We start from the raw sequence: 23,362 nt of genomic DNA, 5'->3' as shown, positions 1-23,362 counted from the left end.
CGTCGGGGTTACGTCGCGGCGTCCGCCTCCGGGTCGCCCGTCCTCTGGCCCAGCTCCGTCTCGAGCATGAGCAGGGCGGACTTGTCATTGCCCCCCAGCCGCAGCCGGTCGACGATGTCGGAGATCGTTTTCTCCTCCTCGACCTGTTCGTTGACGAACCACTGCAGCATGACCTGGGCCGGATAGTCCGCTTCGTCCATCGCGAGGCGATAGAGATTGCCGATCATCCCGGAGACCTTCCGCTCGTGCGACAGCGCCTCCTCGAACACTTCCCGCGGCGTGCCGAACTCGGAGGGCGGGGCATCGATCGTCCCCAGGGAAACCTGTCCCTCACGGTCGTGCACGAAGTCGAAGATGCGGAGCGCGTGCTCCCGCTCCTCCTCGGCCTGGGCGCGCATCCAGTGCGCGAAACCCGGGAGGCCCTCGTTCTCGAAGTGTGCGCACATGGACAGATACACCTGGCTCGCATACAGCTCCTGCGTGATCTGCTCGTTTAGCGCCGCCTGCATTCTGGTGCCGATCATCTGTTCCGCCGTTCCTCTCGCCCCGTCGGGATACGTACCATGGCCACGGAGGCGTGAATCTCGTCCCCCGCGCATTGAACCGCCAGCAATTGCGGCCGGCAGAGATCGGCAGGTTTTGCCACGGCCCGCCGGCCACGGCTATCGTTGCGGCTCGCATCCGGGGCCGCGCCGTTCGTGATTCTCGAGGTTCCGGTCAATCCAGCCGATTCCGCCGCCGCTCCCGTCTCGAGCGGCCACCACCGATAATCCATGACCGACGAAACGCATACGGATTCCAACGCCGATTCGGGCCATCCGTCCGGCCTGATGGACAAGCTCGTGTCCCTCGCCAAGCGGCGCGGGTTCATCTTCCAGTCCTCCGAGATCTACGGAGGGGTGGGGTCCGTCTACGATTACGGTCCGCTCGGCATCGAACTCAAGAACCGCATCCAGCAACTCTGGTGGCGGGAGATGGTCTACCGCTACCCGAACATCGTGGGCCTCGACGCGGGGATCCTCATGAACCCCGAGGTGTGGGTCGCGAGCGGGCACGTGGGCGCCTTCACCGACCCGCTCGTCGAGTGCCGAAGCTGCCACCGCCGCTTCCGTGCGGACGACCTGCCGCAGCTTGAGGCGGGCCAGCCCGAGGCCCAGCAGTGCGCGGTGTGCGGAACCACCGGCCAGTGGACGGACCCGCGCCAGTTCAACCTCATGTTCAAGACGTTCATGGGGGTCGTGGAGGACGACGCGGCGACCGTCTATCTCCGTCCGGAGACCGCACAGGGAATCTTCGTCAACTTCCGCAACGTACAGGAGTCGGTGCGCCAGAAGGTCCCGTTCGGGATCGCGCAGGTGGGGAAGGCGTTCCGGAACGAGATCACGCCGGGGAACTTCATCTTCCGCACGCGTGAGTTCGAGCAGATGGAGATGCAGTTCTTCGTGGCGCCGGGGTCGGAGGACGAGTGGTTCGAGTCGTGGAAGGAGAGGCGGATGGCGTGGGTCGAGACGCTGGGTATCCGGCCGGAGCGGCTGCGCTTCCACCGGCACGGGCCCGATGAACTCGCGCACTACTGCAAGGACGCCTCGGACATCCAGTACCGGTTCCCGTTCGGATGGCAGGAGTTCGAGGGGATCCACAACCGGACGGACTACGACCTGGGGCGCCACCAGGAGCACTCGGGGAAGAAGCTCGAGTACTTCGACCAGCCGGCGAACCGCAAGTACGTGCCGTACGTGATCGAGACGTCGGCCGGCCTCAGCCGTACTCTGCTCGTCGTGCTGGCGGATGCCTACGACGAGGAGGAAGTCGGCGGACAGCAGCGCGTCGTGCTGCGGCTCAAGCCGGCGCTGGCTCCCTTCCAGGCGGCGGTCTTCCCGCTCGTGAAGAAGGACGGGATGCCGGAGATTTCGGAGAAGCTGGCCGATGAACTGCGCGGGCCCTTCAACGTTCTCCACGACATCACCGGATCGATCGGAAAACGGTACCGGAGGCAGGACGAGACGGGGACGCCGTTCTGTCTGACGATCGACGGGCAGACGCTCGAGGACGAGACGTGCACGGTGCGCGACCGCGACTCTCTGGAGCAGACGCGCGTGCCGCTGTCGGGCGTCGCGGCGTGGCTGAGCGCCGCGATCGGCGGCGCCGGCCCCGACTCCTAGCCGGCGCGACGACGCATGCCGTTCCGCGTCGACGAAATCCGTGAGCGGGCCCAGCGCCTGCAGGGTGCCCTGGCGCACGCCTACTATCGGCTGCGCAGCGGAAAGGACGAGCGGTCGTCGCTCGCGTCGCTGTACCGGCAACATCGACTTCTCCTCAGTCCCGGAGTCCTCCAAGCCATCCAGCGCGACCTCTCCGAGGCGTACGGAGATAAGCGCCGCCGCCTGAAGACGCTCTTCAACTGGGTCGCGGGCCAGCAGATCGACGCCGTACTCGCCCCGCTCGATGACGAACTGCGGTCGTGGGAAGCGGGCGCGATCGTGGCACTGGCCGAGCAGGAGATCCCGCTGAGACGCGTCCCGGACTGGATCGTGCGCGCGGAGGACCGGGGCGAGCGGCTGGGCTGGGAGGCGGCCCGACACCGCCGGATCGAAGAGGCCGCGGCGCTTCGGCTCGATGTCGTACACCGGGGGCGCGAGGCGGTCGTTCAGCTCGGTCTGGGCGCGTACGCCGAGTCGCGGGAGCGGCTGGCCGGCCTGGATCTGGCCCGCCTGGAGCGCGACGCCACCGCGATCCTGCAGGGAACGGAAGCCCGCTATCGGCAGATGTTCGCGGCGGAGACGGACCGTCGCCTCGACGCGAGCGGGGGGGCGCCCTCGCGAGCCGACGCGCGGTGGCTGATGGGGATGCGCTGGCTCGGGCGGCACTTCGAGATCGAGCCGTTCGCCGCGCATGTTCGCCGCGCCATGGAAGTGATGGGGCTGGGTCGGGTGTTCGATCGGTCCGTGCGCGTCGACATCGACCGGCGACCACTCAAGGACGAACGGTCGTTCACGGCGGTCATCGACGTGCCCGGAGACGTGCGGCTCGTCGTGTGTCCGCTCGGCGGCTGGATCGACGCGCGGCGGCTGCTCCACGAAACCGGCCACGCGCTCCACTACACGCACGCATCCACCGCGCTCTCGTGGGAGGAGCGGGTGCTGGGAGACGATTCGATCGGCGAGTCCTTCGGTCTGGTATTCGACTCGCTGACGCTGGATCGCGGCTGGATCGAATCCGTGACGAGACTCGAGGGCGCCGTGCTGGAGGACTATCGGCAGCTCGCGGGTTTCCTCAGGCTCTACCGGCTGCGCCGGGATGCCGCGCGGCTCCTCTGGGAGGTGGAACTGGCTCGGGCGGAGCGGCCCGGCGAGCAGGCCGATCGATACGCCGAACTGCTGAGTGAAGCGACCGGGTTCGCGCACCACCCGGGCACCTACCTCACGGATCATCGCCGGGGCTTCCAGGCCGCGCGGCGCCTGCGGGGCTGGATGCTCAGCTCCATTATCATCGATCGCCTGAACAAGCGTTTCGGGGCCGATTGGCACCGCACCGTCGCGGCGGGCAAGTTCCTGCTCGAGGTCCTCTCGGCCGGCCGGCGCGAGGATGCCGCGCAGCTCGCACCACAGTTCGGCGTGGAAGGGCTGACCCCCGAGACGCTGCTGACGCGCGTCGAGCGCTGGCAGTGAGCGGACCACAGTGAGCGGAAGGCCATGAGCGGGCCGCGCTGGCCCGGCCTGCCCGGCAGGTTCGCTCTCGGGGGGTTGGTCGGACTCGCGGGCGCCGCCTGGTGGCTCGCCATGACGCGGCGCAACCGGGCGCTGGTGCGGCCGCCCGTCCGCGGCGGCTCCGGCGAGGCGCTGCCCGGCGGCGTGGTGGAGTACTCCGACGGCGAGAGGGTCGAGTACGTCGACGCCGGGGCGGGGGACGCGCTCGTCTGGGTCCCCGGCGCGGACGGGCCGAAGGAGACGTTCCGCTATCAGCTGCCGAGCTTCGCTCGGCGCCATCGCGTCGTGTGCGCGGATCTGCGACGCGGGTTCACGGCGGCGGACGACTTCGACCGCCTGGCCGACGATGTGGCCGAACTGGTCGAGGCGCGCGGCCTCGAGCGCTTCGTGCTCATCGGGACGAGCCTCGGGAGCGCGATCACGATACGCTTCGCGACCCGGTTTCCGGAGCGCCTGCGCGGGATCGTCCTCTGCAACCCGCTGGCCCGCGTCTCCTACCGCCACGTCGGGTTCAACCGCGCCGCGCTCATCCCTCTCGCCATGCTGACGACCCGCTATCTCCCGACGGAAGTCTCCCGGGGCCTGGCCCGAGCCTGGAGCCGACTCGGCGTCTGGATCTTCGACGACTCGCCGGGTCGAGATGCCCTGATCGAGTATGCGCTCTTCACCGGACCACGAACCGTACCCCCGACCGTCTCCGACCGGCGCGTCTCACGCCTGAGGCGGGTCGACCTGCGAGCGGAGCTGGCGGATATCGCGGTGCCCGCGCTCGTGGTGAAGGGACCACGCGACGAGTATTGTCCCGTGGCCTGGGCGCGTGAAATCACGGAACTGCTGCCCGACGCCGAGTACGTCCCGATTTACGGCACGGGACACTGCTCGCACATCTCGCGCCCCGGCGCCTTCAACGAGACACTGGAGAGCTGGCTCCAGCGGCTCCCGGCACGTGACGAAGAGGAAGACGAAGAGGAAACAGAGTCAGTGGAGAGAGGCGACGCATGACGAATCCCGTCTTCAGTTCCCGGGCCGCGATGATGCTGGCCATGCTCGGGATGGCCGTCGGAACCGGCAACATCTGGCGCTTCCCGCGCATCGCGGCCTCCAACGGGGGCGGTTCCTTCCTCGTCGCGTGGGTCGTCTTCCTCCTCCTCTGGTCCGTGCCCCTGATCCTCACCGAGTTCGCCGCCGGCAAGAAGGCGCGGTCGGGGCCGATCGGGGCGTTCACGAAGCTGGGCGGAAAGAGCAGTGCCTGGATGGGCACCTGGATCGCCTTCGTCTCGACCGCGATCCTGTTTTACTACACGGTGGTGATGGGCTGGACGATCCGGTATCTGTTCGCCTCGGTGACGGGGACCGTCCCCACCGCCGTCTGCGACCCCGCCGCGACGGGTTGCGTGGGCCCCCAGCAGTTCTGGGACGGCTTCATCGGATCGCCGTGGCCCGTCCTTACGCACGCCATCGCGATCGGGCTTGGTGTGTTCGTCGTTCTGCGCGGGGTGCGCGGGATCGAGCGGGCCGCCCGTTTCCTGATCCCCAGCCTTCTCCTGCTCGTCCTGGCGCTCGCGATCCGGGCCGTCACGCTGCCGGGAGCGAGCGCGGGTCTCGCGTTCCTGTTCACGCCCGACTGGGCCGCGCTGGGCAATCCCACCATCTGGCTCGAGGCCCTCACGCAGAACGCGTGGGACACGGGCGCGGGCTGGGGGCTGATCATGGCCTACGCGGTCTACATGAGGAAGCGGGAAGACACGACACTCAACGCCTTCATGCTCGGCTTCGGGAACAACTCCGTGTCGTTGCTGGCGGGCATCATGGTCCTGTGCACGGTCTTCGCGATTCTGCCCAACGCGGCCGACCAGATCGTGGGGGCGGGGAACGAGGGGCTGACCTTCATCTGGATCCCGCAGTTGTTCGGGCTCATGCCGGGCGGATCCGTGTTCATGGTCCTCTTCTTCCTCGCGCTCGTGTTCGCGGCCTGGAGCAGCCTCATCGCGATGATCGAACTGCCCACGCGGGTACTCACCGACGCCGGGATCGAGCGGCGCAAGGCGGTGCTGACGATCGGCGGCCTCGGCCTCGTGCTCGGGCTCCCGTCGGCGATCTGGATCGAGGTTTTCCGCAACCAGGACTGGGTCTGGGGCGTCGGGCTCATGTTGAGCGGCCTCTTCTTCTCGATCATGGTCATGCGCCACGGCGTCGACCGCTTCCGCACGAGGTTCATCAACAGCGAGGGCAGCGATCTCGTGGTAGGAAAGTGGTGGAACGTCGTAATTCGACTCGTCGCCGTGCAGGCGGTCGTGATTACGGTCTGGTGGTTGTGGGAGGCCATCGACCCGAACGATCTCGCTGCGTCGTTCACGCTCTTCTCGGAGTTCAACGCCGGGACGGTGCTCATCCAGTGGGCGATCGCGATCACCGTCTTCCTGGGCCTCAACCGCTGGCTGGCCGCGAACGCCGCGGGCTCGGCGGCAGCCGCGGACGACGCCTGACCGCGCGCACCCATGTCCTTGTCGGGCCGGGACTGCGGGGGCGCGCCGGCGAACCGGGGCCGCGATCGTTCGATGACACCATGAACTTCCCGCGCTTCGAGACCGCGGCCCGCCGCATGTGGCACGATATCCCCGCCGAGGTGCGCGAGGGGGTCGACGGGCTGACGATCGAGCCGGACGCCGCGGCCCATCCCGACTTCGACTGGGTGTACACGATGGGCGAATGCCTCACGGAAGCGTGGCCGAGCGGCGCCGGCGGGGACGGCGACGTCCGATCGGAACTCGTCCTCTATCACGGCTCCTTCCGGGCCCTCGCCGAAGAGGACCTCGATTTCGACTGGGAGGGCGAGCTGTGGGAGACGATCCTGCACGAACTGCTCCACCATCGGGAATCCGCCGCCGGCGAGGCGGGTCTGGATGAGGTGGACTGGGCGCACGAGCAGAATCTGCGCCGGCTCGCCGGGAAGCCTTTCGATCCGGACTTCTGCAGGGCGGTGCCGTCCGGCCCGGACGGCGTGGTGAGGCTGGAATCGGAGTTGTTCGTCGAGTCGCTGATCCCGGAACGCGCGGATGAAGCGGTCTTCCATTGGCGCGGGCGGCGCTACGCCGTGGAGGCCCCACCGTACGCGAACCGCGCGTTCGTGGAGGTACCGAACCTGGCTGGGGGCCGTCTGTGCCTCATCATCCGCCGCCGCCTTCCATGGTGGCGCTTCGGGCGCGGGAAGAACTACCGGCCCGCGGAACTTTCCCGCCGCGCGTACCCCATGCCCGCCGAGGACAGATAATGCCGCTCTTCGGCAGCTTTCGGATCGGACGCTGGTTCGGGTTCCCCATCCGGATCGACTATTCGTGGTTCCCGATCGCCGCGCTCGTGATCTGGACCTTCACCACGCGCGAGTTCCCGCGGGCGCTGCCCTTCTATCCCTCGTCCACGTACCTCGTGATGGGGACGGCGGCGGCGCTCCTCTTCTTCCTCTCGGTGCTGCTGCACGAACTCGGCCATGCGCTTGCCGGCCGGGCGCGCGGAGTGGAGGTCGAGCACATCACCCTCTTCATCTTCGGGGGCATCGCGCAGGCACGCGACGAGGCGCGGCGCCCGCTGGACGAGTTCCTGCTCACCGCGGCGGGTCCCCTCGCGAGCGTCGCACTGGCCGGGGCGTTCCACGGCGCGCGGCTGGCGGCGGAAGCCTGGGGCGCCCCGGCGCCGGCGGTCACGGTGCTGGGGTTCCTGGCGCTCCTCAACTTCGTGCTCGCAATCTTCAACATGATCCCCGGCTTTCCGCTCGACGGCGGCCGGATCTTCCGCTCGATCGTGTGGGCGGTCACCGGGGATCTCGTCCGGGCCACGCGCTGGGCCACGTTCGGCGGCCGGCTGTTCGGCGGGGCGCTCATCGCCCTCGGACTCTTCAACCTGAGCCGCGGGCAGTTCATCTCAGGCGTGTGGGCCGGCTTCATCGGCTGGTTCGTCGTGAACGCGGCTTCATCGAGCCAGCGGCACTTCGAACTCCGCACCCTGCTGCGTCGCATCCCGGTTGCGGCGGTCATGGATCCGCGACCGCGCATGATCGAGGCGGGGCTGCCGGTGGACCGGGCCATATCCGACTACTTCCTGCGCGGACGGGAGGAGGCGTATCCGGTGGAGCGCGACGGCAGCCTGATTGGGGTCGTCGAAGCGCAGGCCGTCTCCGCAGTGCCGGAGAAGGCTCGCGCGACCACGCCCGTATCGGCGGTCACGCGACCGGCGGAGGAGTTCCCCTCAGCCCGCCCCGACGAGTCTCTGGCGGAAGCCCTGTTCCGGATCCGGATCCAGGTATCGAGCCTGCTGGTGATCGAGAACGGGTTCGTCGTCGGCGTTCTCGACCCGCGGGAGGTCGGCGTGCGCGTACGGCGGCTGCAGCGGCTGGGTCTCGTGGCGCTGGAGGGGAGGCCGGCCCCGGAGGCTGCGTCCGGCGAAGATCTCGGGCCGTTCCCCGCGAAGAGCGCCTGACGCCATGCGGCGGCCTCGTTCCTGGAAGGCCCGCTCCGAACTGGCGGCGGCGCTTTCGCCGCGATTGGCCGCCCTGTATCCGGACCTCACCGTCTCGCTTGACTGGGAGACGCCGCTCCAGCTGATCGTGGCGACGGTGCTCTCGGCGCAGTGCACGGACGAACGCGTCAACCAGGTGACGCGCACGCTGTTCCCGGCCTATCCCGACGCCGGCGCGTACGCCGACGCGCCGCTGGAGGAGCTCCAGGAGGCGGTGCGGCCGACCGGGTTCTTCAACAACAAGGCGCGCCACCTGAAGGGACTCGGCCGGCGTCTTGTCGACGCGTACGACGGAGAGGTTCCGGGGACGATGGAGGATCTGCTCACGCTCCCCGGCGTCGCCCGGAAGACCGCGAACGTCGTGCTCTCCAACGCGTTCGGGCGTCACGAGGGTGTGGTTGTCGACACGCACGTGAAGCGGGTCACGCACCGCTTCGGCCTCACGAACGAGGTCGATCCCCCGAAGGTGGAGAAGGATCTCATGCGGGTGCTGCCGTGCGAGGAGTGGCACTCCTTCGCGTGGCGCTCGATCCTCCACGGCCGCACGGTTTGCCAGGCCCGGAAGCCGCGCTGCGCCGAATGCCCGGTCGCCGATCTGTGCGTGAGCGCCGGGAAGTTCGGGTGAAACGGGAGATTCGGGCGGCCGCCCGGACGGCCGGATTCGATCAGGTGGGGTTCGCTCCGGCGGCGCCGCCGACGCACGCGGAGGCCTACGAGGCCTGGCTCGCGAACGGCTACCACGGCGAAATGGGCTACATGGCGCGCGAGGATTCCGTCCGCCGCCGCCTCGACCCGCGGGAAGCCCTCCCCGGCTGCCGGACGCTCATCGTCGTCAGCCTGCTGTACGGATCGACACCCCCCCGCACGACGGCGCCGGGCCGGCGGGCCGCCGACCGCACGGACGCCTCTCGCGGCCGCCGGCTGCCGGTCGTCGCACGCTACGCGTTGGGCCGCGACTACCACGACGTATTCGAGGAGCGCCTCGACGCGCTCTCCGCCGCGATCGAGGCCTTGGCTCCCGGCGCCCGCACGAAGCGCTACGTGGACTACGGCCCGGTGCTCGAGCGCGACCACGCGCAGCGCGCGGGCCTGGGCTGGATCGGAAAAAACACGATGCTCCTCCACCCCGACTTGGGGTCCTACTTCATGCTCGGGGAACTTCTCACGGACCTCGATATCGAACCTGATCCCCCCTTCGTCCACGATCGATGCGGGACCTGCCGGCGCTGCATCGACGCGTGCCCGACCGAGGCGATTCTGGACGGCCGCCTACTCGATGCCCGGCTCTGCATCTCCTATCTCACGATCGAACTGCGGGGGGCCATCCCCGAGGAGTTGCGCCCCGCGATCGGGAATCGCGTCTTCGGATGCGACATCTGTCAGGAGGTGTGTCCCTGGAACTCCGATGCCCCCGGACCGGACCGGCCTCCGTTCGCGGCGCGTCCCGGGCAGCCGATGCCGCCCGAGGACATGGTTGCGTGGGCCGAAGAGCTCGCGGCCCTGGCGCCGGACGAGTTCCGGGCCCGCTACCGGGGGACGGCGTTCAGTCGCCCCGGGCGCGATGGGCTGCTCCGGAATCTGGCGGTCGGCCTTGGAAACTCGGGGGAATCCGGCGTGCGCCCGATCCTCGAACGGCTGAGGGCGGACTCCTCGCCTCTCGTACGCGAGCACGCCCGCTGGGCGATCGACGTGCTCCCGGGTTAGGTTGAACCGGTACGGCGAAACGCAGTTAGATGAGATGTCGGCCTGGTTGGGGTGTCGCGGACCGGGTAGTCAGCTCGGACCCCGAATTCCGGAGAAAAACGTATGCCAGGTTTCGCGATCCTGGGAGAACCGTGGTGGATCGCTCTCGTGTGGATCCTCGTCGCAGGCCACCTCACGAACATGGTCAACACCCTCTACCTGCACCGCTCGGCCACGCACGGCGGGGTCGTCTTCCACCCGGTGGTCGAGCACGCGATGCGTTTCTGGTGCTGGCTCACGACCGGGATCGTGACGAAGGAGTGGGTCGCGATCCACCGGAAGCATCACGCCTACGCGGACCGAGAGGGCGATCCCCATTCGCCCACCCTCGAGGGTCTCGCGAACATCGCCTTCGGCGGGCTCTTCTTCTATCAGAAAGCTTCGAAAGACCGCACGCTGCTCGAGAAGTACGGGAAGGGCACGCCCGGCGACTGGGTGGAGCGCAACATCTACACGAAGCGGCGCAGCCTGGGGATCCGGGTCATGCTGGTCCTCGACCTGTTCCTGTTCGGGCTCATCCCGGGGCTCATCGTCTGGACGTGCATGGTGTTCTGGATGCCGCTCATGGGGAACATCATCAACGGTCTCGGACACGCGCTCGGCTACCGGACCTTCGGCACCCGCGACGACAGCCACAATCTCTATCCCTGGGGGATCTGGATCCTCGGCGAGGAACTCCACAACAACCATCACGCGGACCCGCGCTCGGCGAAGTTCAAGGCGCACTGGTGGGAGTTCGACATCGGATGGTTCTACATCCGGATCTTCAGCTTCCTTCGACTGGCCAACGTCCTCTACGCGCGCACGTCCTCGCCCCGCGAATTCGCGGCGAAGTTCTACCGGGACTCGGCGGACCGCGTGAACCGGCGTCTGGACCGGGCGCTGTCGCGCATTCAGCGGACGCGGGAGGCCGGCCTGCGGCGCATCGAACGCGCGCGCCAGGAACGGGACCTCGTGCGTCTCGACCGCGCCGCCGCCAGAGCCATCGCCCGCGTGGACCGCGTCCGGCCCGGCAAGTTCGCGCGCGTCGCCCGGGCCAAGGCCGAAGCCCGCGCCGCACTCGACAGGGCTCGAGAAGCTGCCCGCGCCCGTATCGTCCCTGCGACGGACTGACCCCACAAGCGACCAGCCCGCGCCGCCGCGACCCCGCGCCGGTTGACGGCGGCCGGTCTTCCGCCCATCTTCCGAAGATAATTTTTAGCCTAGACTAAAAATCGGCGCCGGGCTGCGGCCCGGTCCGGTATTCGCGGGAAATCCGGAGGACGAGTGAAGCCCGAGAAGTTGAGTCGGCGCGACTGGCTGAAGCTGGGTGCCGCAGGAGTCGCCGGGGTGTCGGGTGCGACGGTACTGGACTTGGCCTCCCGGGGTGGTGCCCGCGCGGCCCTGGCGGCGAGCGGCGCGATGCCGCGCGAGCCGAAAGTTGCCGCCGTCGGGAACTCGCACGCCGCGCACCAGGAGGCGATGGGGATCGTCGGCATGCCCGCGCCCGACGGTATGTTCGATCCCGCAGCCTTCCTCACCGACTTCGACTACGGCGAAGTGACGAAGCGCGACGATGGGCACGTTGCGCGGCGCTGGGAGATCGTGGCCCTCGACCGCGACATCGAGATCGCGCCCGGCGTCTTCTTCCCGGCCTGGACCTACAACGGTCAGGTGCCGGGTCCGACGCTGCGCTGCACCGAGGGCGATATCCTCCAGGTCGACTTCATCAACGCGGGCTCGCATCCCCACACCATCCACTTCCACGGCACACACCCGCCGGAGATGGACGGGTTCGAGCCCATCGTCGACCCGGGGCAGCGTTTCACCTACGAGTTCGAGGCGAAGCCGTTCGGGCTCCACCTCTACCACTGCCACACGATGCCGCTCAAGCGGCACATCCATAAGGGACTGTACGGGACGTTCATCGTCGATCCGCCCGAGGGCCGGGAGCCGGCGCGCGAGATGGTCATGGTGATGAACGCCTTCGACAGCAATCTGGACGGAGACAACGAGGTGTACGCGGTCAACACGTCTGCGTTCTACTACCAGCATCACCCCGTCCACGTGGGCGTCGACGATCTGTGTCGCATCTATCTCGTGAACACGACCGAGTTCGACCTCATCAACTCGTTCCACCTGCACGCCGGCATGTTCAAGGTGTTCCGCACCGGGACGCGGCCGGACCAGTACGAACTCACCGACACGATCATGATGTGCCAGGGCGAGCGGCATGTCCTCGAGTTCCGGCTCGAAAACCCCGGCATGCACATGTTCCACGCGCACCAGAGCGAGTTCGCCGAACTGGGATGGATGGGCTTCTTCGAGGCGGTCGAGCGGCTCGCCGCCGACGATGGCGTGCCCGTGCGCGGTCATGTCTGACGAACGGTCCGACACCGCTCCGCCTCGGGGCGGTCCGGCGCGCTGGATCCTGGGCCTCTTCCCGCTCGCACTCCTGGCGGGGCTGGTCGCCTTCTTCTTCGGCGCCGATCCCACGGCCCCCTTCCGGGACGCGTTCCCGCCCGTCGAGGACCTCACGATCGAGCGGGTGAGCTTCCCGGAGAGCGGCGTCATGCGCGTGCACGTCGTGAACGGAGGACCCGAGGCGGCCACCATCGCCCAGGTGATCGTAGACGACGCCTTCTGGCAGTTCGAGATGGACGGGGATCCGACGCTTCCGAGGCTCGCCCGGGCCACGCTCGAGCTGGACTATCCCTGGGTGGAAGGGGAACTCCACGTCATCCGGCTCGTGACCTCCACCGGACTCACCTTCGACCACGAGGTGGCGGTCGCGACGCTGTCCCCGCGGCCCAACGCCCTGTACCTGACGACGTTCGGCCTGCTTGGCCTCTACGCGGGCGTGATCCCCGTCCTCGTGGGTCTGCTGTGGTATCCGTTCCTGCGGCGGATCGACCGCAAGTGGATCCACTTCTATCTCAGCCTCACCGTGGGGCTGCTGGCCTTCCTCGTCGTCGACGCGTTCGAGGACACGCTCGAGGCGTCGGCGCTCGTGCCGGAGGGGTTCCAGGCGGCGGGACTCATCGCCGTAGGTGTCATCGGGGCCGTCGTCGGTCTCAGAGCCCTGGGGAACCTCGGCCGCGGCAGGGACCGCGCGGGGAGCGGTGACGGTCGTGAGGGCGGGACGAGTCCGGGACTCACGGTGGCCTACCTGATCGCGATCAGCATCGGGCTCCACAACCTTGGAGAGGGGCTCGCGATCGGGGCGGCCTTTTCCCTCGGCGAGATCGCGCTCGGGAGCTTCCTCGTGATCGGCTTTGCGCTCCATAACACGACGGAAGGACTGGCCATCGTCGCGCCGGTAGCGAGCAAACGGCCGCCGCTCCGGCATTTCGCCTTCATGGGCGGGATCGCCGGACTCCCGACCATCCTGGGGGCGTGGGCGGGCGGTTTCTCCTACTCGCCGACGCTGGCGACCTTCTTCCTCGCGCTCGGCGCCGGGGCCATCCTCCAGGTGATCGTCGAGGTCACGCGGCTGATCCGAAAGAGCTGGCCGGAGGGCCTGTTCACCCCCCTCAACGCCACGGGTCTCCTCCTCGGCCTGCTGGTCATGTACGGAACTGCACTCATGGTCACGGCGTAACCTCTGTACATGGGTTCGCCGCGGGGAGCCGGAAACGTCCGGCGATCCGAGGCTCCCCCAACAGAGGAGGCACGATGCTCGGTGGCAGAAACCCCGGCCTCGGCCTGGCCATCCTCCGGATCATGCTTGGACTCATTTTCGTCATGCACGGCTGGCCCAAGCTGGCCGGAGGAATAGATGAACTCGCAGCTCTGCTCGAGTCGTTCGGAATCCCACTACCTGTCATCGTCGCCAGCGGTATCGCGGTCCTCGAAACCGTCGGCGGCGCCTGTCTCATCATCGGCTGGTCCGTTACCCCTCTTGCCCTGCTTCTCGCCGTACACATGGTGAACGGAATCTTCCTCGTGCACCTGTCGAACGGGTTCTACGTCGTGGGCCCGGGGCAGGGGGGCTATGAGTTCAACCTGCTCCTGGTCGCCGGTCTGCTGACCGTGATCCTGGCGGGATCGGGGATCGCGACGATCCGGAGCATCTTCGCGAAGGATATCGAAGTAGTCATAGACGTCTAGTAGCCTGCCATGACCGCCGTCCCCCCGGGGCGCTCAGCCGCCCGGGGGGCCGAGCGGGCTCGGCTCGCAGCCCTCGGTTTCGCGGGTGTAGGCGATGCTCGAGATCTTCCAGCCGTCGGCTGAGTGGACGAGACTGACCGCATCGATGCCGCAGTGACTGAACTGGCCGTCCACGTGAAAGTCGTACGGGGTCCACACGACGGCGATTGGACCCTCGATCATCACGTGCGGATCCCATAGCCGCTCGAGCAGGGCGGGTCCGGGCTGGCCGATGGATGCGGCGAACTCCTGGCCGGTGCTCTCGCGGACCTGAACGCCGTCTGCGGTCTCCGCGGTGGCCACGAAGTTGGCGCCCTCGGTCAGCAGATTGCGGATCGCGTCGCCGTCGCGGGCCGCCATGGCGTCGAATAGGGCCTGCACGGCGGCGACCGCCCCCGCCTCGGCATCATCCTGCGCGGTGGCATGCGAGGGGGTGGCGAGAACCACCGCGGCGAGAAGCAACATTGCTCCGAACTTTCTCATGGCAATCTCCCGTTTTCTGTGATCGGTCCTCCGCGGCCGGTGATCCGCAAACTCGTCGTCGGTCGTGTCCCGCCTCAGTACGCTGCCGTGCGGAATACCGGCTGGAAGAGGTGCGTGCGATGCGCGCACGCCGGGTCGGCGGGGCACGCCTGGCAGTCGGGCACCGTCATCTCCGGGCACCGCGTCCGGTTCTGAAAGAAGAACCAGTCCACGGCCCCCATCGAACGCCCGCTCAGCCGCCGAATCTCCCCGACCGCCTCGTAGCATGCGGCGCGCACGGCCTCCTCCTCATCCGCGCTCACAACCTCCCGCTTCGCGAGCTTCGCGGCCAGCGTCTCGTCGGTCGCCGAGACGACGCCGAGCCGGAGGCAACTGCGCTGGCAGTGGTAATCGACGATCGGCGGAACGTCCTCCGTCTCCCCCAGCCGCAGGAAGCCTTCCGGACGCTGGCTGAGGATTGCCGCCAGGAGGGAGGACTTCTTCCGCCACGGGTCCTCCTTGTAGCCGCCGACCGCATCGAGGCGCGCAAGAAAACGGGCCCGGGGCCGTTCCGCGGCGTTGGCTTCCGCCACGACCGACGCCGGAGTCATCCCGAGGCCGAGCATGTCGCGGCCGTATCCCCGGGCGCACGCGGGGTGGAGCGGGCCGGCCGGGAGCGGGTTGTGCCCGCCGTCGTCCCGGAGGCGATGATCGAAACCGGCATCGTCGAGGGTGGCCTGCCCCGCAGGCGAGAGTTCCTCCGGGGCGTGGCGGGCCCAGCGCCGATAGGCGGCCCACAGGTAGTCGCTCCCCTTGAGGGCCCGACCCCCCAGAGAGGCGATCATGGGTTCCTCGTAGCGGCCCGCGCGCTCATGCCAGAAACCGAACTGCTGTACCGTACCAGCGAAGAAGAAATCGAGGGCCGCCGGATCGCCGGGTTCGGGGAAGTCCGGGCCGGTGAAGTCGAAAGCCGCCGCCTCGGGGGCCGACGCGATGACGCCGGCCACCCGCCGAATGCGATCGTCATCGAGGCGGACCCGATCGTCCCGCGGGGCCGGCGGCGGAGGGTCGTCCGAAAGCAGGGGCGTCGGACCGATGCCGGTCACCGTCTGAGCCGCGCATACAGCCGCGACGCGCGCCGCGATGGCGGGGTGGTCTCCGGCCGCAAGTCGGGCCAGCGCCGTCCCGCAGAAGGTGTCGCCCGCGCCCGTCGGATCCACTTCGTCGACCTCGGGGGCCGGGACACCGATCGAGTGGTCGCCCAGAACGACGCGGGCCCCCTTTGCGCCCCTGGTCACGAAGACCACGCGTCCGGCCGGCACGCGCACCCGGTCGACCGACCCCCACAGCAGCCGGGCCTCCTCCTCGTTACAGAAGAAGTAGTCGGACGCCTCCATCACCTGGGTGACAACGTCCCGGTGCGCGCGGATGCCCGGCGCGTAGGTGCCGCACCCCACGCGGACTCCCGCCTCGGAGAGCCGCCGGGCAAACCCCAGCTGCAGCTCGGGATCGAGGAGGGGGACGACGAAGGCGAAGGCGTCCGGCCCCGCGTCGGGGATGTCGTCGTAGCGGATGTCGCCCTCGGACCCGCGCACCGCCTGCCGATAGACGGTCCTCCCATCGGGGAAGTACTCGATCTCGAAGTGAGGGAGGGCGGAGGGCGGAACGGGCGGCCCCCGCCAGTCGAGGAGGCGGTCGGCCGGTTCGAGTTCCGGCGGCATTGGATCCGGCCGCGGCGCCACGACCGTCACCCGTGCCCCTACCCGCTGCGCCGCGAGCGCCGTGTAGAGTCCCGCGCCCCCGGCGGACCGCGCGGAGCGGCCGCCGAAGTGCAGGAGGTCCAGAGAGGGGCTCCCGACCACGAGGAGCCGTGGCCGGGTGCTCATGCTGCCGGCGTCAGTCGCCCTGCTGATCCGTCGCAATGCGCCCGGCCGCGCCGGCGGGACCATTGTCCCAGTCCTGGGCGCTCGAGATGTTCGGCACGCCCCAGTGGTCGCCGTTCCAGCCCTGGAAGCCCTCCATCTTGAAGGTCCACAGACCGGTCGTCATGTCGCTCACGACGATGAGGCCGTCCTCGTTCCGGATGTCGACCCCGAACGTCCCGTTAAAGACGGGGGTCCGGTCGGGGTTCGGCGGCCCGAGATAGGTGTCGTAGTGGCCCACCGTCATCGGGTTTTCCGGGTCCATCATGTTGAATACGACGAGCCCGTCCAGGTAGCCGGACACGAACACGAGCGGCCACCGCACTTCGTGGTTGTGGACGAGGTTTTTCCAGTTCGCCGTCCACGCGGCGATCGGACGGTTGATGGCCGCCACCTCGCCGTTCAGCCCCGGCCTGAGGTCGAAGATCCTGAGCGGCGCGTACTGATATTCCGTCTCGGCGATCGCGAAGTTGCCGTCCGGCGTGGGCGTGAAGGTGTGGCCGCTCCGAATCCCGGACACCCCGACGATCTGCGTGAGAAGCTCCGGGTTGTCGAGATCCGTCACGTCGTAGATGTAGTAGCCGCCGGTGCCGCCGCCGTAGAAGCGGTCCGTCCCCGTTTCCGGGTGATAGCCGAGATAGAAATCGTGGTATCCCCGCCGCCGGTTCCCCGCCATCCCCTGATCCGGGACGGGGATCTGCGCCACCATCGCGTCGCCGCGCCCGTCAACGAGCGCGCCGAGGTCGTACACCGCCGCGTACGGGCCGGAGACCGTGGCCACGAGATACACGTTCATGTTCGAGTGCTTGTAGATGAAGATGTTGTGGAACCCGCCCGGGAGATCGGGCTCCTTGATGCGGGCCACCTCACGCACCGTCGAGGCGTCCGGCAGTCCGGTCACGTCGAGGACGACCGCCCCCATGTCGGAATCCGGGCCGCCCTGCCCGAACTGGAGCGACTGCACGACGTAGTAGCGGTCCCCCCACTTGAAGTGCTTCACGTCCATGCCGCCGGTGCGCAGGTGGAGGTCCTGGTCCTCGATCCGCCACTCGTAGATGACCTCGGGATTCAAGGGGTCGGCGATCGAGACGATGTCGAGCCCCTTGGGGCCGACCGGCCCGTACTGCATGCGCCCCACGTAGGCGTAGGGCCGGTGCATCTCCTGCTCGATGTCCATGTCCGCGATGCTGAGCCGCGGGCCGAGCGGGACGTGTCCGAGCACTTCCATGTTCCGGCTGCCGCGCTCCACGACATCGATCGCCTGCGCGTCGACCGCCGCCGGGGCGGCGAAGACGACTCCGAGCACGGTCACGGCCGCCGCCGCACACATCGTCCGGTTGCTGAACTTCATTCTTTCCTCCGTTTTCGATCGGGGCGCCGGGGTTCCTGCTCCGCGGCTAGCCGGGGTCCACCGTGAACACCATGGACATGCCGGCCTCCAAGTGCTCCGCAATATGGCAGTGCGCCATCCATCGGCCAGAGTTGGAGGCCTCGAGCAGGATGTCGAACGTCGATCCGACCGGGATCACGACCGTGTCCTTCCACGCGAGATTGTCCGACGGAACCCCATCCTTCGAGAGCACGAGGAAACGCTGGCCGTGGATGTGGATGGGGTGCTGCATGGGGTGGAACGAACGCCGCTGGTTGTGGATCCGGATCTTCCGGACGTCCCCCACCGTGAACCGCCAGTCGATGTCCCGGTTCTCCTTCCCCGACTGCGTGTCGCGCAGGATCCAGGTCAGGTTCTCCGAGGTCGCGAGGAAGTTCATCATCGGCATCGCGTCGGTCCACTCGACCGGCGGGAAGTAGAGGGTGTCGATCGCCATCACCGCGACGATGTCGCTGTGGAGATCGCCCACCCGGACCGTGAGTTCGAGTTCGTGGTCCACCGGCCGCCCGAACTCGGCGCGATAGCGGTCGATGTCGTCGATGACGTCCGCGTGCTCGCGCAGGGTGGCGAACGCAGCGCCGTGGTCTTCCGCCACCGGTTCGTCGAGGACGGTGACGACCCCGAGCGTGTCGGTCTGCGGATAGAAGCGGCCGTTGAAGTGGTCGATGGCCTGGATCGGGTTGAGGAGTGCGTACGTGCCCGGTTCCTCGAAGCGGGCGTCGACGATGTAGCGCTGGGCCGGGGCAAGGACGACGTTGGAGACGACGGTCTCGCGCTCGAACTTGCTCACGTCCGCGCCCACCAGCTTCATCTCCGCGCCCTCCAGGACGAGGTTGAAGGTGCGCGTGTTCGCGACGTTCGTGAGATAGAGCCGGCGGACCTCGCCGCGGCGGATCGTCGCCTCCCAGCGCGGCTCGCCGTTCACGAGCAACTGGTTCCCGAAGCGGCCCATGAGCGTCTGCACGGCGGCTTCTCGTCCCCACGGGAAGAGTCCCCCTTCGTCGACGAGCAGGTCGTCGAGCATGAGGAAGTCCTCGCCGTTCGCGGGGCCGTAGTAATCCGCCGCGGGCGCGTCGACGAGCATGTTCCCGTACAGCCCCAGGTCCTGCTGGATGTCCTCTCGGTGGTGCGGGTGGTACCAGTAGAGGCCGGCGTCCCGGAAATGGACCCGGTACATGAACGACTCGCCCGGCTCGACCGGGTCCTGGGTGACGCCGGGGACGCCGTCGAACTCGTTTTCAAGCCTCACGCCGTGCCAGTGGACGGCCGTCGGAAGGTCGATGCTGTTGGTAAAGAGGACGACGATCTCCGCGCCCTGGGGGACGCGGATGAGGGGCCCCGGATACTGTCCGTTGAAGCCGTACATCGTGAAGGTGCGCATCCCGATCGTGCGCCTGACGAACCCGGCCTCGAGGCGGAGCGTGTCGCCGTCGGCCATCTCCACGACCTCGCGGAAGACCGCCTCCGGGAGCATCGACGGGTCGTGGCCCGGGTCGGGCAGGAACGGGGTCACTCCGGGGACGGTGCCCATCAGGCCCGGCAGCATCATGGGCATCGGGATCGGCTGCGGCGGCATGCGCCACACGGCCCCCATGCTGTCCGTCGCCATCATGTGGCCCGCGTGCTGCTGCCCCGATGCCGGTGCGCCGCCCAGCATCCCCAGCACGGAGACGGCCGCCAGAGCAGCCTGCACTGTCTCCGACCGCCGCCTGCGCAGGCTCAGAAGTAGAGTTGGCAGTTCATGCCCTCGAACGGGCCGTGGCCGGCCATCGTGTGCAGCCGGCCGGAGGGGGAGAGGCCGGTGAGCATGATCGGCCCCTGCCAGCGTTCGACGTCCGCCGAGGCCTCCTCGCTCACGAACACGAGGAACTGGTTCCAGGCGACGCGCGCCTCGAGCCGGTTCTCCTCGGAAAGCGTGCCGAGTTGCATCCACTCGTCGAGTTCGGGCTTCGCGGCCCACACCACGTAGATCGCGCCCCGCCGCCTGCGCATCTGATCCACCTGGATCTCGATGTCGAAGGTCTGGAAACCGCCGTCGTCAACGGTGATCTCGAACGGCGAGCCGGGTTGCGTGAGGGTCATCGACCCTCGGCTCCCGGGCGCGCTCTGCGTGCCCGACAGGCGGACCACTTCGGGCGTGAGGAGACAGGCGCCCGCCCCCGGCGTCGCCAGCCGAGGGAGGTCGGTCGAACCGGCGCCGCGCGCCTCACCCGCGACGAAGACGCTGAGGGCGACCGCGAAGCCGGCGGCCGCTCCGAATGCGCTCGCGGTGCGCTTCATGCTGTTCATGCCCCAAAAGGTTGACCCCGGCGCCCCGCGTTGCAAGCGCCTGCTGCCCGGGTTGCCGGCGCCGGCGCGGCGGCGCGCGTTCCGGACCAATGTCCTTCAGCCCGTTACGTCCGCCGAGGCCCCCCGCGTCGCCCGGCTCCACCGTCGGGTCGGCCGGTATCTGCATCGGAGAGATCGAGGCCCAGTTCGAAGGTGGCGGCGTATCCGTCCTCGGCCTCGCTCACCTGAGCCATGAGGCTCTCGCCACCGTCACGGAAGATGCGGTCGTCGGCGTTCATCCTCGTGCGCTGCCCCCGCGCCGCGTACGGCGTCTGTGCGTGCACCCTGTCGGTGAGCGCCTCGTCGAAGTAGAGCTGCGAGGTGAACTCGTACGGCTGTCCGGCGACCTCGGTGCGCACCTTGAAGTGGACGTGGACGGCCCGTGCGCGGTACCAGCCCGGATAGATCGTCGTGAACCGGGCCACCCCGTCGTCGCTCGTGTGCTGGTAACCCCGCAGGAACTGCCTTGCCTTTGCCGACGCGGGGGCTCCGTCGTCGTCGACCCCCGAGTACACGCCGTCGGCGTCGCACTGCCACACGTCGACCAGCGCGCCGGGGAGCGCCGAGCAGTTGCCCTGCGAGATCTGGGAGAGGTTGAACCTGAGTGTCAGCGGGATCCCCTCGCTCACCACTCCGGTCGACGGATCGGATCGGATGTCCGACCGTTCGAGCCCCGCGTCGACGAAGAAGGGCCCTTCGGTCTGTTCGGGCTTCGCCACGCAGGCCGGCAGCGCACGGGCGATGCCGGCCGTCTCGGCGGCCAGAGCCTCCTCCGGACCCGGCCCAAGAACCCACCGACCGGCGGCCAGCGCCCCACCACCCACTCCGAGGGCCGCGAGAGCTTCCCGCCGTGTAAGTACCCGCCCCAGTTCAATGTCGTCATGCTTCATGCTGTACCTCCGCTGTGTCTCGGGGATCGACTCCGGGACGTCAGTCGGTCTTCGGCTCTTCCTCCTCGATGACGATCTCCCGTCCGGACGGCTGTTGGCCGGTGCGTGTCGGCCGGCGCGCGCCCGGTCGCGTCCCGAAGTCACCGTGTATGCCGGTGAAGCGGACGCCGGGGCCGCCCACGACGCGGATCGCGCCGCCCTCGACCTGCCTGCCAAGCCAGCCCCGGACGCGGGCCAGCAGGCGGCGCCTCACAGGCGGGATCAGGAGCAGGATGCCGGCGATGTCGGTGAGGACGCCGGGCGTGATGAGGACGACCCCCGCGGCGAGAATCAGCAGGGCGTGGACAAGCGACTCGCCCGGAAGCCCGCCCCCCTGAAGTTCGTCTCGGACGGCGAGCCAGGCCCGCAGCCCTTCGCGCCGGGCGAGCCACGCACCCGCCGCGCCCGTCCCGACGACGAGGAGCAGCGTGGGGCCGAGTCCCAGCAGGCCGCCGATACGAATGAGAAGCGCGAGTTCCACGACGGGGACGATCGTGAACAGCAGAAACAGCCGAAGAAGCATCGTCAGAACCGGGAGACCATCAGAGTCCGGACACCGTCAGAAGCCCATCATCGCCCGCACCGCCGGGTCGATCCGCTCGGGCGTCCAGAACGGCTTCCACACCAGACTCACGACCGCCTCGTCCACGCCGTCCACCGTCTCCGCCGCGTCCTTGGCGCCGCCGAGAATCTGGCCGCCCGCCGGGCAGCCGGGACTCGTCAGCGTCATCGTGACCTTCGCCTCGCCCTCCTCGACCTCGACGTCGTAGACAAGCCCGAGATCCACGATGTTGATGCCGAGTTCGGGGTCGGTCACGCTGCGGAGCGCGGTCCGCACCTTCTCCTCGATCTCGGGCGTCTCCCCGGACGCCTGGTCGGCCGACGGGGTCTCGTCCGCTGGCGGCGCGTCATCCGCCGAGCCCATGCCGTCCATCGGATCCCTCGTATCCTTCGATTCCATTGTATCCGTCACCTTTCGACCGTGTCCGTCACAAGTCTTCTATCCGACCAACTCGCCGGGGCGCACGCCCGGCTTCTCGAACTCCTTCAATAGATCCTCGACCGTGGGGCGCGCGCGCACCAGCGCTCGGCAATCCTCCAGCGCCGTGGTGGCGTTGATGAGGATGGTGCCGCTGAGGCGGTTGTCCGTCACGCAGTAGACGATCGAGCGGCCGGATCCCAGTTCGCCCGAGACGATCGTACGGTCGACGTCCGCCGTCTCCCCGAACACGTTGATGCTGAGGTCGAACACGTGCGTGAAGAAGTAGGAGAGGTGGTCGAACGACTCCCTCGCGCCGGCCATGTTGCGGCCCGCGTGGCGCCCGTGGGCGCGGGCGTGGTCCCAGTGCTCGAGGCGCGATAGTCCGCCCCCCATCGGATCCGGGAAGCGCGCCACGTCGCCCGCGGCGTAGATGTGGGCGGCCGTCGTCTCCGCGAACCCATCCACGACGATGCCGTCCTGGACCGCGAGGCCGGCTTCGGCGCCGATCTCATCGTTGGGCGCCATCCCCACCCCCACGATCGCGAGGTCGGCGGGGACTTCCTCGCCGCTGTCGAGCGCGACCCTCGCGAGGCGTCCCTCGCCCTCGAAGGCCGTCACGCCGGACCCCATCATGAAGCGCACGCCGCGCTCCTCGAAGTAGCGGCGGAGGAAGCTTGCGATCGTCTCCGGGAAGACGCGCGCCCACACGCGCGGCTCGGCCTCGATGACGACGGCGTCGATATCGAACTTCGACAGTGACGAGGCCAACTCCATCCCGATGAAGCCGGCGCCGACGAGCGCGACGCGCGACGCCCCGCGGGCCATCTCCCGCAGCTGCTCCGAGTCGGCGGCGGTGCGGAGCGTCGTCACGCCCGCGAGGTGGCTGCCCGGCACCTCGAGCCGCCTCGCCCGCCCGCCCGTCGCGATCAGAATGCGGCGGCCACCGACCGCGTCGCCGGCGCCCGTGTGGACGGTCATGGCGCGCGCGTCCAGACGCTTCACAGGCGCGTCCGTGAACAACGTGAGGCCGTCCGCCTGGTCCTCGAACCAGCGGGCGGGCTTCACGTGCAGCAGGTCGCGCGGCGCGCCCTCCGCCTGCAGAAACTCCTTCGACAGGGGAGGCCGGTGATAGGGAGGATCCGCTTCGTCCGCGAACATGCCGATCGAGCCCTCGCCGTCGATCTCCCGGATGCCGTCCACCGCCGAGACCGCCGCCAGCCCGCCCCCCACGATGACGTAGTCGAAGCTTCGCATGGCGG

22 protein-coding genes are annotated in these 23,362 nt (G+C 68.7%); 12 read left to right on the top strand and 10 right to left on the bottom strand.

The features are described 5' to 3' along the window. Nucleotides 1-8 precede the first annotated feature (8 nt). Nucleotides 9-524, bottom strand: a complete 516-nt coding sequence (locus ACOOGH_RS12190; RefSeq protein ID WP_420449160.1) for a ferritin — start codon at nt 522-524, stop codon at nt 9-11. A 249-nt stretch (nt 525-773) separates the two neighbouring features. Here ACOOGH_RS12190 and ACOOGH_RS12185 point away from each other — a divergent pair, with 249 nt between their 5' ends. From ACOOGH_RS12185 to ACOOGH_RS12130, 12 genes are all read left to right on the top strand, one after another. Next, nucleotides 774-2,162, top strand: coding sequence for a glycine--tRNA ligase (locus ACOOGH_RS12185; protein WP_420449159.1), 1,389 nt, complete (start codon nt 774-776; stop codon nt 2,160-2,162). A gap of 15 nt (nt 2,163-2,177) precedes the next feature. Continuing rightward, a complete protein-coding gene (locus ACOOGH_RS12180) occupies nt 2,178-3,668 on the top strand; it encodes a hypothetical protein (protein ID WP_420449158.1) in 1,491 nt (496 codons plus the stop codon). A 24-nt stretch (nt 3,669-3,692) separates the two neighbouring features. Further along, a complete protein-coding gene (locus ACOOGH_RS12175; protein ID WP_420449157.1) occupies nt 3,693-4,709 on the top strand; it encodes an alpha/beta fold hydrolase in 1,017 nt (338 codons plus the stop codon). Further along, nucleotides 4,706-6,193, top strand: a complete 1,488-nt coding sequence (locus tag ACOOGH_RS12170; protein WP_420449156.1) for a sodium-dependent transporter — start codon at nt 4,706-4,708, stop codon at nt 6,191-6,193. The genes ACOOGH_RS12175 and ACOOGH_RS12170 overlap by 4 nt, the downstream gene beginning before the upstream one ends. Before the next feature lie 80 nt (nt 6,194-6,273). Then, nucleotides 6,274-6,978: a hypothetical protein gene (locus tag ACOOGH_RS12165; RefSeq protein ID WP_420449155.1), complete on the top strand. Its 705-nt coding sequence runs from the start codon at nt 6,274-6,276 to the stop codon at nt 6,976-6,978. After that, nucleotides 6,978-8,180, top strand: a complete 1,203-nt coding sequence (locus tag ACOOGH_RS12160) for a site-2 protease family protein (RefSeq protein WP_420449154.1) — start codon at nt 6,978-6,980, stop codon at nt 8,178-8,180. The genes ACOOGH_RS12165 and ACOOGH_RS12160 overlap by 1 nt, the downstream gene beginning before the upstream one ends. A 4-nt stretch (nt 8,181-8,184) precedes the next feature. Further along, nucleotides 8,185-8,844, top strand: a complete 660-nt coding sequence (nth, locus tag ACOOGH_RS12155; RefSeq protein WP_420449153.1) for an endonuclease III — start codon at nt 8,185-8,187, stop codon at nt 8,842-8,844. Next, on the top strand, nt 8,841-9,923 hold the full coding sequence (gene queG, locus ACOOGH_RS12150) for a tRNA epoxyqueuosine(34) reductase QueG (protein ID WP_420449152.1): 1,083 nt from the start codon (nt 8,841-8,843) through the stop codon (nt 9,921-9,923). Before nth ends, queG begins: the two co-directional genes overlap by 4 nt. 102 nt (nt 9,924-10,025) lie before the next feature. After that, nucleotides 10,026-11,075: an acyl-CoA desaturase gene (locus ACOOGH_RS12145; RefSeq protein WP_420449151.1), complete on the top strand. Its 1,050-nt coding sequence runs from the start codon at nt 10,026-10,028 to the stop codon at nt 11,073-11,075. 153 nt (nt 11,076-11,228) lie between these two features. Continuing rightward, nucleotides 11,229-12,323 carry a multicopper oxidase domain-containing protein gene (locus tag ACOOGH_RS12140; RefSeq protein ID WP_420449150.1) on the top strand — a complete coding sequence of 365 codons (1,095 nt, stop codon included), beginning with the start codon at nt 11,229-11,231 and terminating at the stop codon, nt 12,321-12,323. Then, nucleotides 12,316-13,542 (top strand): ZIP family metal transporter, encoded by a 1,227-nt coding sequence (locus ACOOGH_RS12135; RefSeq protein WP_420449149.1) that lies wholly within the window; start codon nt 12,316-12,318, stop codon nt 13,540-13,542. Before ACOOGH_RS12140 ends, ACOOGH_RS12135 begins: the two co-directional genes overlap by 8 nt. Nucleotides 13,543-13,616: 74 nt before the next feature. Continuing rightward, nucleotides 13,617-14,051, top strand: coding sequence for a DoxX family protein (locus ACOOGH_RS12130; RefSeq protein ID WP_420449148.1), 435 nt, complete (start codon nt 13,617-13,619; stop codon nt 14,049-14,051). 33 nt (nt 14,052-14,084) lie between these two features. On the opposite strand, the gene ACOOGH_RS12125 is transcribed toward ACOOGH_RS12130, so the two are convergent. From ACOOGH_RS12125 to ACOOGH_RS12085, 9 genes are all read right to left on the bottom strand, one after another. Continuing rightward, nucleotides 14,085-14,573: a nuclear transport factor 2 family protein gene (locus ACOOGH_RS12125; protein ID WP_420449147.1), complete on the bottom strand. Its 489-nt coding sequence runs from the start codon at nt 14,571-14,573 to the stop codon at nt 14,085-14,087. Nucleotides 14,574-14,647: 74 nt separating this feature from the next. Next, nucleotides 14,648-16,438, bottom strand: a complete 1,791-nt coding sequence (locus tag ACOOGH_RS12120) for a carbohydrate kinase family protein (protein ID WP_420449146.1) — start codon at nt 16,436-16,438, stop codon at nt 14,648-14,650. Between the two features lie 10 nt (nt 16,439-16,448). Beyond that, entirely contained in the window at nt 16,449-17,825 is a 1,377-nt protein-coding gene (locus tag ACOOGH_RS12115) for an LVIVD repeat-containing protein (RefSeq protein WP_420449145.1), read from the bottom strand. Nucleotides 17,826-17,871: 46 nt separating this feature from the next. Then, nucleotides 17,872-19,557, bottom strand: a complete 1,686-nt coding sequence (locus ACOOGH_RS12110; RefSeq protein WP_420449144.1) for a multicopper oxidase family protein — start codon at nt 19,555-19,557, stop codon at nt 17,872-17,874. Nucleotides 19,558-19,583: 26 nt separating this feature from the next. Beyond that, nucleotides 19,584-20,144 (bottom strand): hypothetical protein, encoded by a 561-nt coding sequence (locus tag ACOOGH_RS12105; RefSeq protein WP_420449143.1) that lies wholly within the window; start codon nt 20,142-20,144, stop codon nt 19,584-19,586. A gap of 113 nt (nt 20,145-20,257) precedes the next feature. Further along, nucleotides 20,258-21,082 (bottom strand): intradiol ring-cleavage dioxygenase, encoded by an 825-nt coding sequence (locus ACOOGH_RS12100; RefSeq protein WP_420449142.1) that lies wholly within the window; start codon nt 21,080-21,082, stop codon nt 20,258-20,260. Nucleotides 21,083-21,122: 40 nt separating this feature from the next. Further along, a complete protein-coding gene (locus ACOOGH_RS12095) occupies nt 21,123-21,644 on the bottom strand; it encodes an FxsA family protein (protein ID WP_420449141.1) in 522 nt (173 codons plus the stop codon). Between the two features lie 36 nt (nt 21,645-21,680). Further along, entirely contained in the window at nt 21,681-22,082 is a 402-nt protein-coding gene (locus ACOOGH_RS12090) for a metal-sulfur cluster assembly factor (RefSeq protein WP_420449140.1), read from the bottom strand. 39 nt (nt 22,083-22,121) lie between these two features. After that, nucleotides 22,122-23,357, bottom strand: coding sequence for an NAD(P)/FAD-dependent oxidoreductase (locus ACOOGH_RS12085; protein ID WP_420449139.1), 1,236 nt, complete (start codon nt 23,355-23,357; stop codon nt 22,122-22,124). Nucleotides 23,358-23,362: the final 5 nt, after the last annotated feature.

Origin of the sequence: Candidatus Palauibacter sp., assembly GCF_965213655.1 — a bacterium.
Lineage (GTDB): Bacteria > Gemmatimonadota > Gemmatimonadetes > Palauibacterales > Palauibacteraceae > Palauibacter.
Note: the sequence above shows the minus strand (reverse complement) of the source record. Positions and strands in the feature narration are given on the sequence as shown.

Coding starts and splice junctions, on each gene's coding strand:
- ACOOGH_RS12165 (WP_420449155.1), top strand. CDS start 6,274: ATGAACTTCCCGCGCTTCGAGACCGCGGCCCGCCGCATGTGGCACGAT.
- ACOOGH_RS12085 (WP_420449139.1), bottom strand. CDS start 23,357: ATGCGAAGCTTCGACTACGTCATCGTGGGGGGCGGGCTGGCGGCGGTC.
- ACOOGH_RS12115 (WP_420449145.1), bottom strand. CDS start 17,825: ATGAAGTTCAGCAACCGGACGATGTGTGCGGCGGCGGCCGTGACCGTG.
- ACOOGH_RS12135 (WP_420449149.1), top strand. CDS start 12,316: ATGTCTGACGAACGGTCCGACACCGCTCCGCCTCGGGGCGGTCCGGCG.
- ACOOGH_RS12185 (WP_420449159.1), top strand. CDS start 774: ATGACCGACGAAACGCATACGGATTCCAACGCCGATTCGGGCCATCCG.
- ACOOGH_RS12190 (WP_420449160.1), bottom strand. CDS start 524: ATGATCGGCACCAGAATGCAGGCGGCGCTAAACGAGCAGATCACGCAG.
- ACOOGH_RS12180 (WP_420449158.1), top strand. CDS start 2,178: ATGCCGTTCCGCGTCGACGAAATCCGTGAGCGGGCCCAGCGCCTGCAG.
- nth (WP_420449153.1), top strand. CDS start 8,185: ATGCGGCGGCCTCGTTCCTGGAAGGCCCGCTCCGAACTGGCGGCGGCG.
- ACOOGH_RS12130 (WP_420449148.1), top strand. CDS start 13,617: ATGCTCGGTGGCAGAAACCCCGGCCTCGGCCTGGCCATCCTCCGGATC.
- ACOOGH_RS12145 (WP_420449151.1), top strand. CDS start 10,026: ATGCCAGGTTTCGCGATCCTGGGAGAACCGTGGTGGATCGCTCTCGTG.
- ACOOGH_RS12125 (WP_420449147.1), bottom strand. CDS start 14,573: ATGAGAAAGTTCGGAGCAATGTTGCTTCTCGCCGCGGTGGTTCTCGCC.
- ACOOGH_RS12100 (WP_420449142.1), bottom strand. CDS start 21,082: ATGAAGCATGACGACATTGAACTGGGGCGGGTACTTACACGGCGGGAA.
- ACOOGH_RS12160 (WP_420449154.1), top strand. CDS start 6,978: ATGCCGCTCTTCGGCAGCTTTCGGATCGGACGCTGGTTCGGGTTCCCC.
- ACOOGH_RS12105 (WP_420449143.1), bottom strand. CDS start 20,144: ATGAAGCGCACCGCGAGCGCATTCGGAGCGGCCGCCGGCTTCGCGGTC.
- ACOOGH_RS12120 (WP_420449146.1), bottom strand. CDS start 16,438: ATGAGCACCCGGCCACGGCTCCTCGTGGTCGGGAGCCCCTCTCTGGAC.
- ACOOGH_RS12095 (WP_420449141.1), bottom strand. CDS start 21,644: ATGCTTCTTCGGCTGTTTCTGCTGTTCACGATCGTCCCCGTCGTGGAA.
- ACOOGH_RS12170 (WP_420449156.1), top strand. CDS start 4,706: ATGACGAATCCCGTCTTCAGTTCCCGGGCCGCGATGATGCTGGCCATG.
- ACOOGH_RS12090 (WP_420449140.1), bottom strand. CDS start 22,082: ATGGAATCGAAGGATACGAGGGATCCGATGGACGGCATGGGCTCGGCG.
- ACOOGH_RS12175 (WP_420449157.1), top strand. CDS start 3,693: ATGAGCGGGCCGCGCTGGCCCGGCCTGCCCGGCAGGTTCGCTCTCGGG.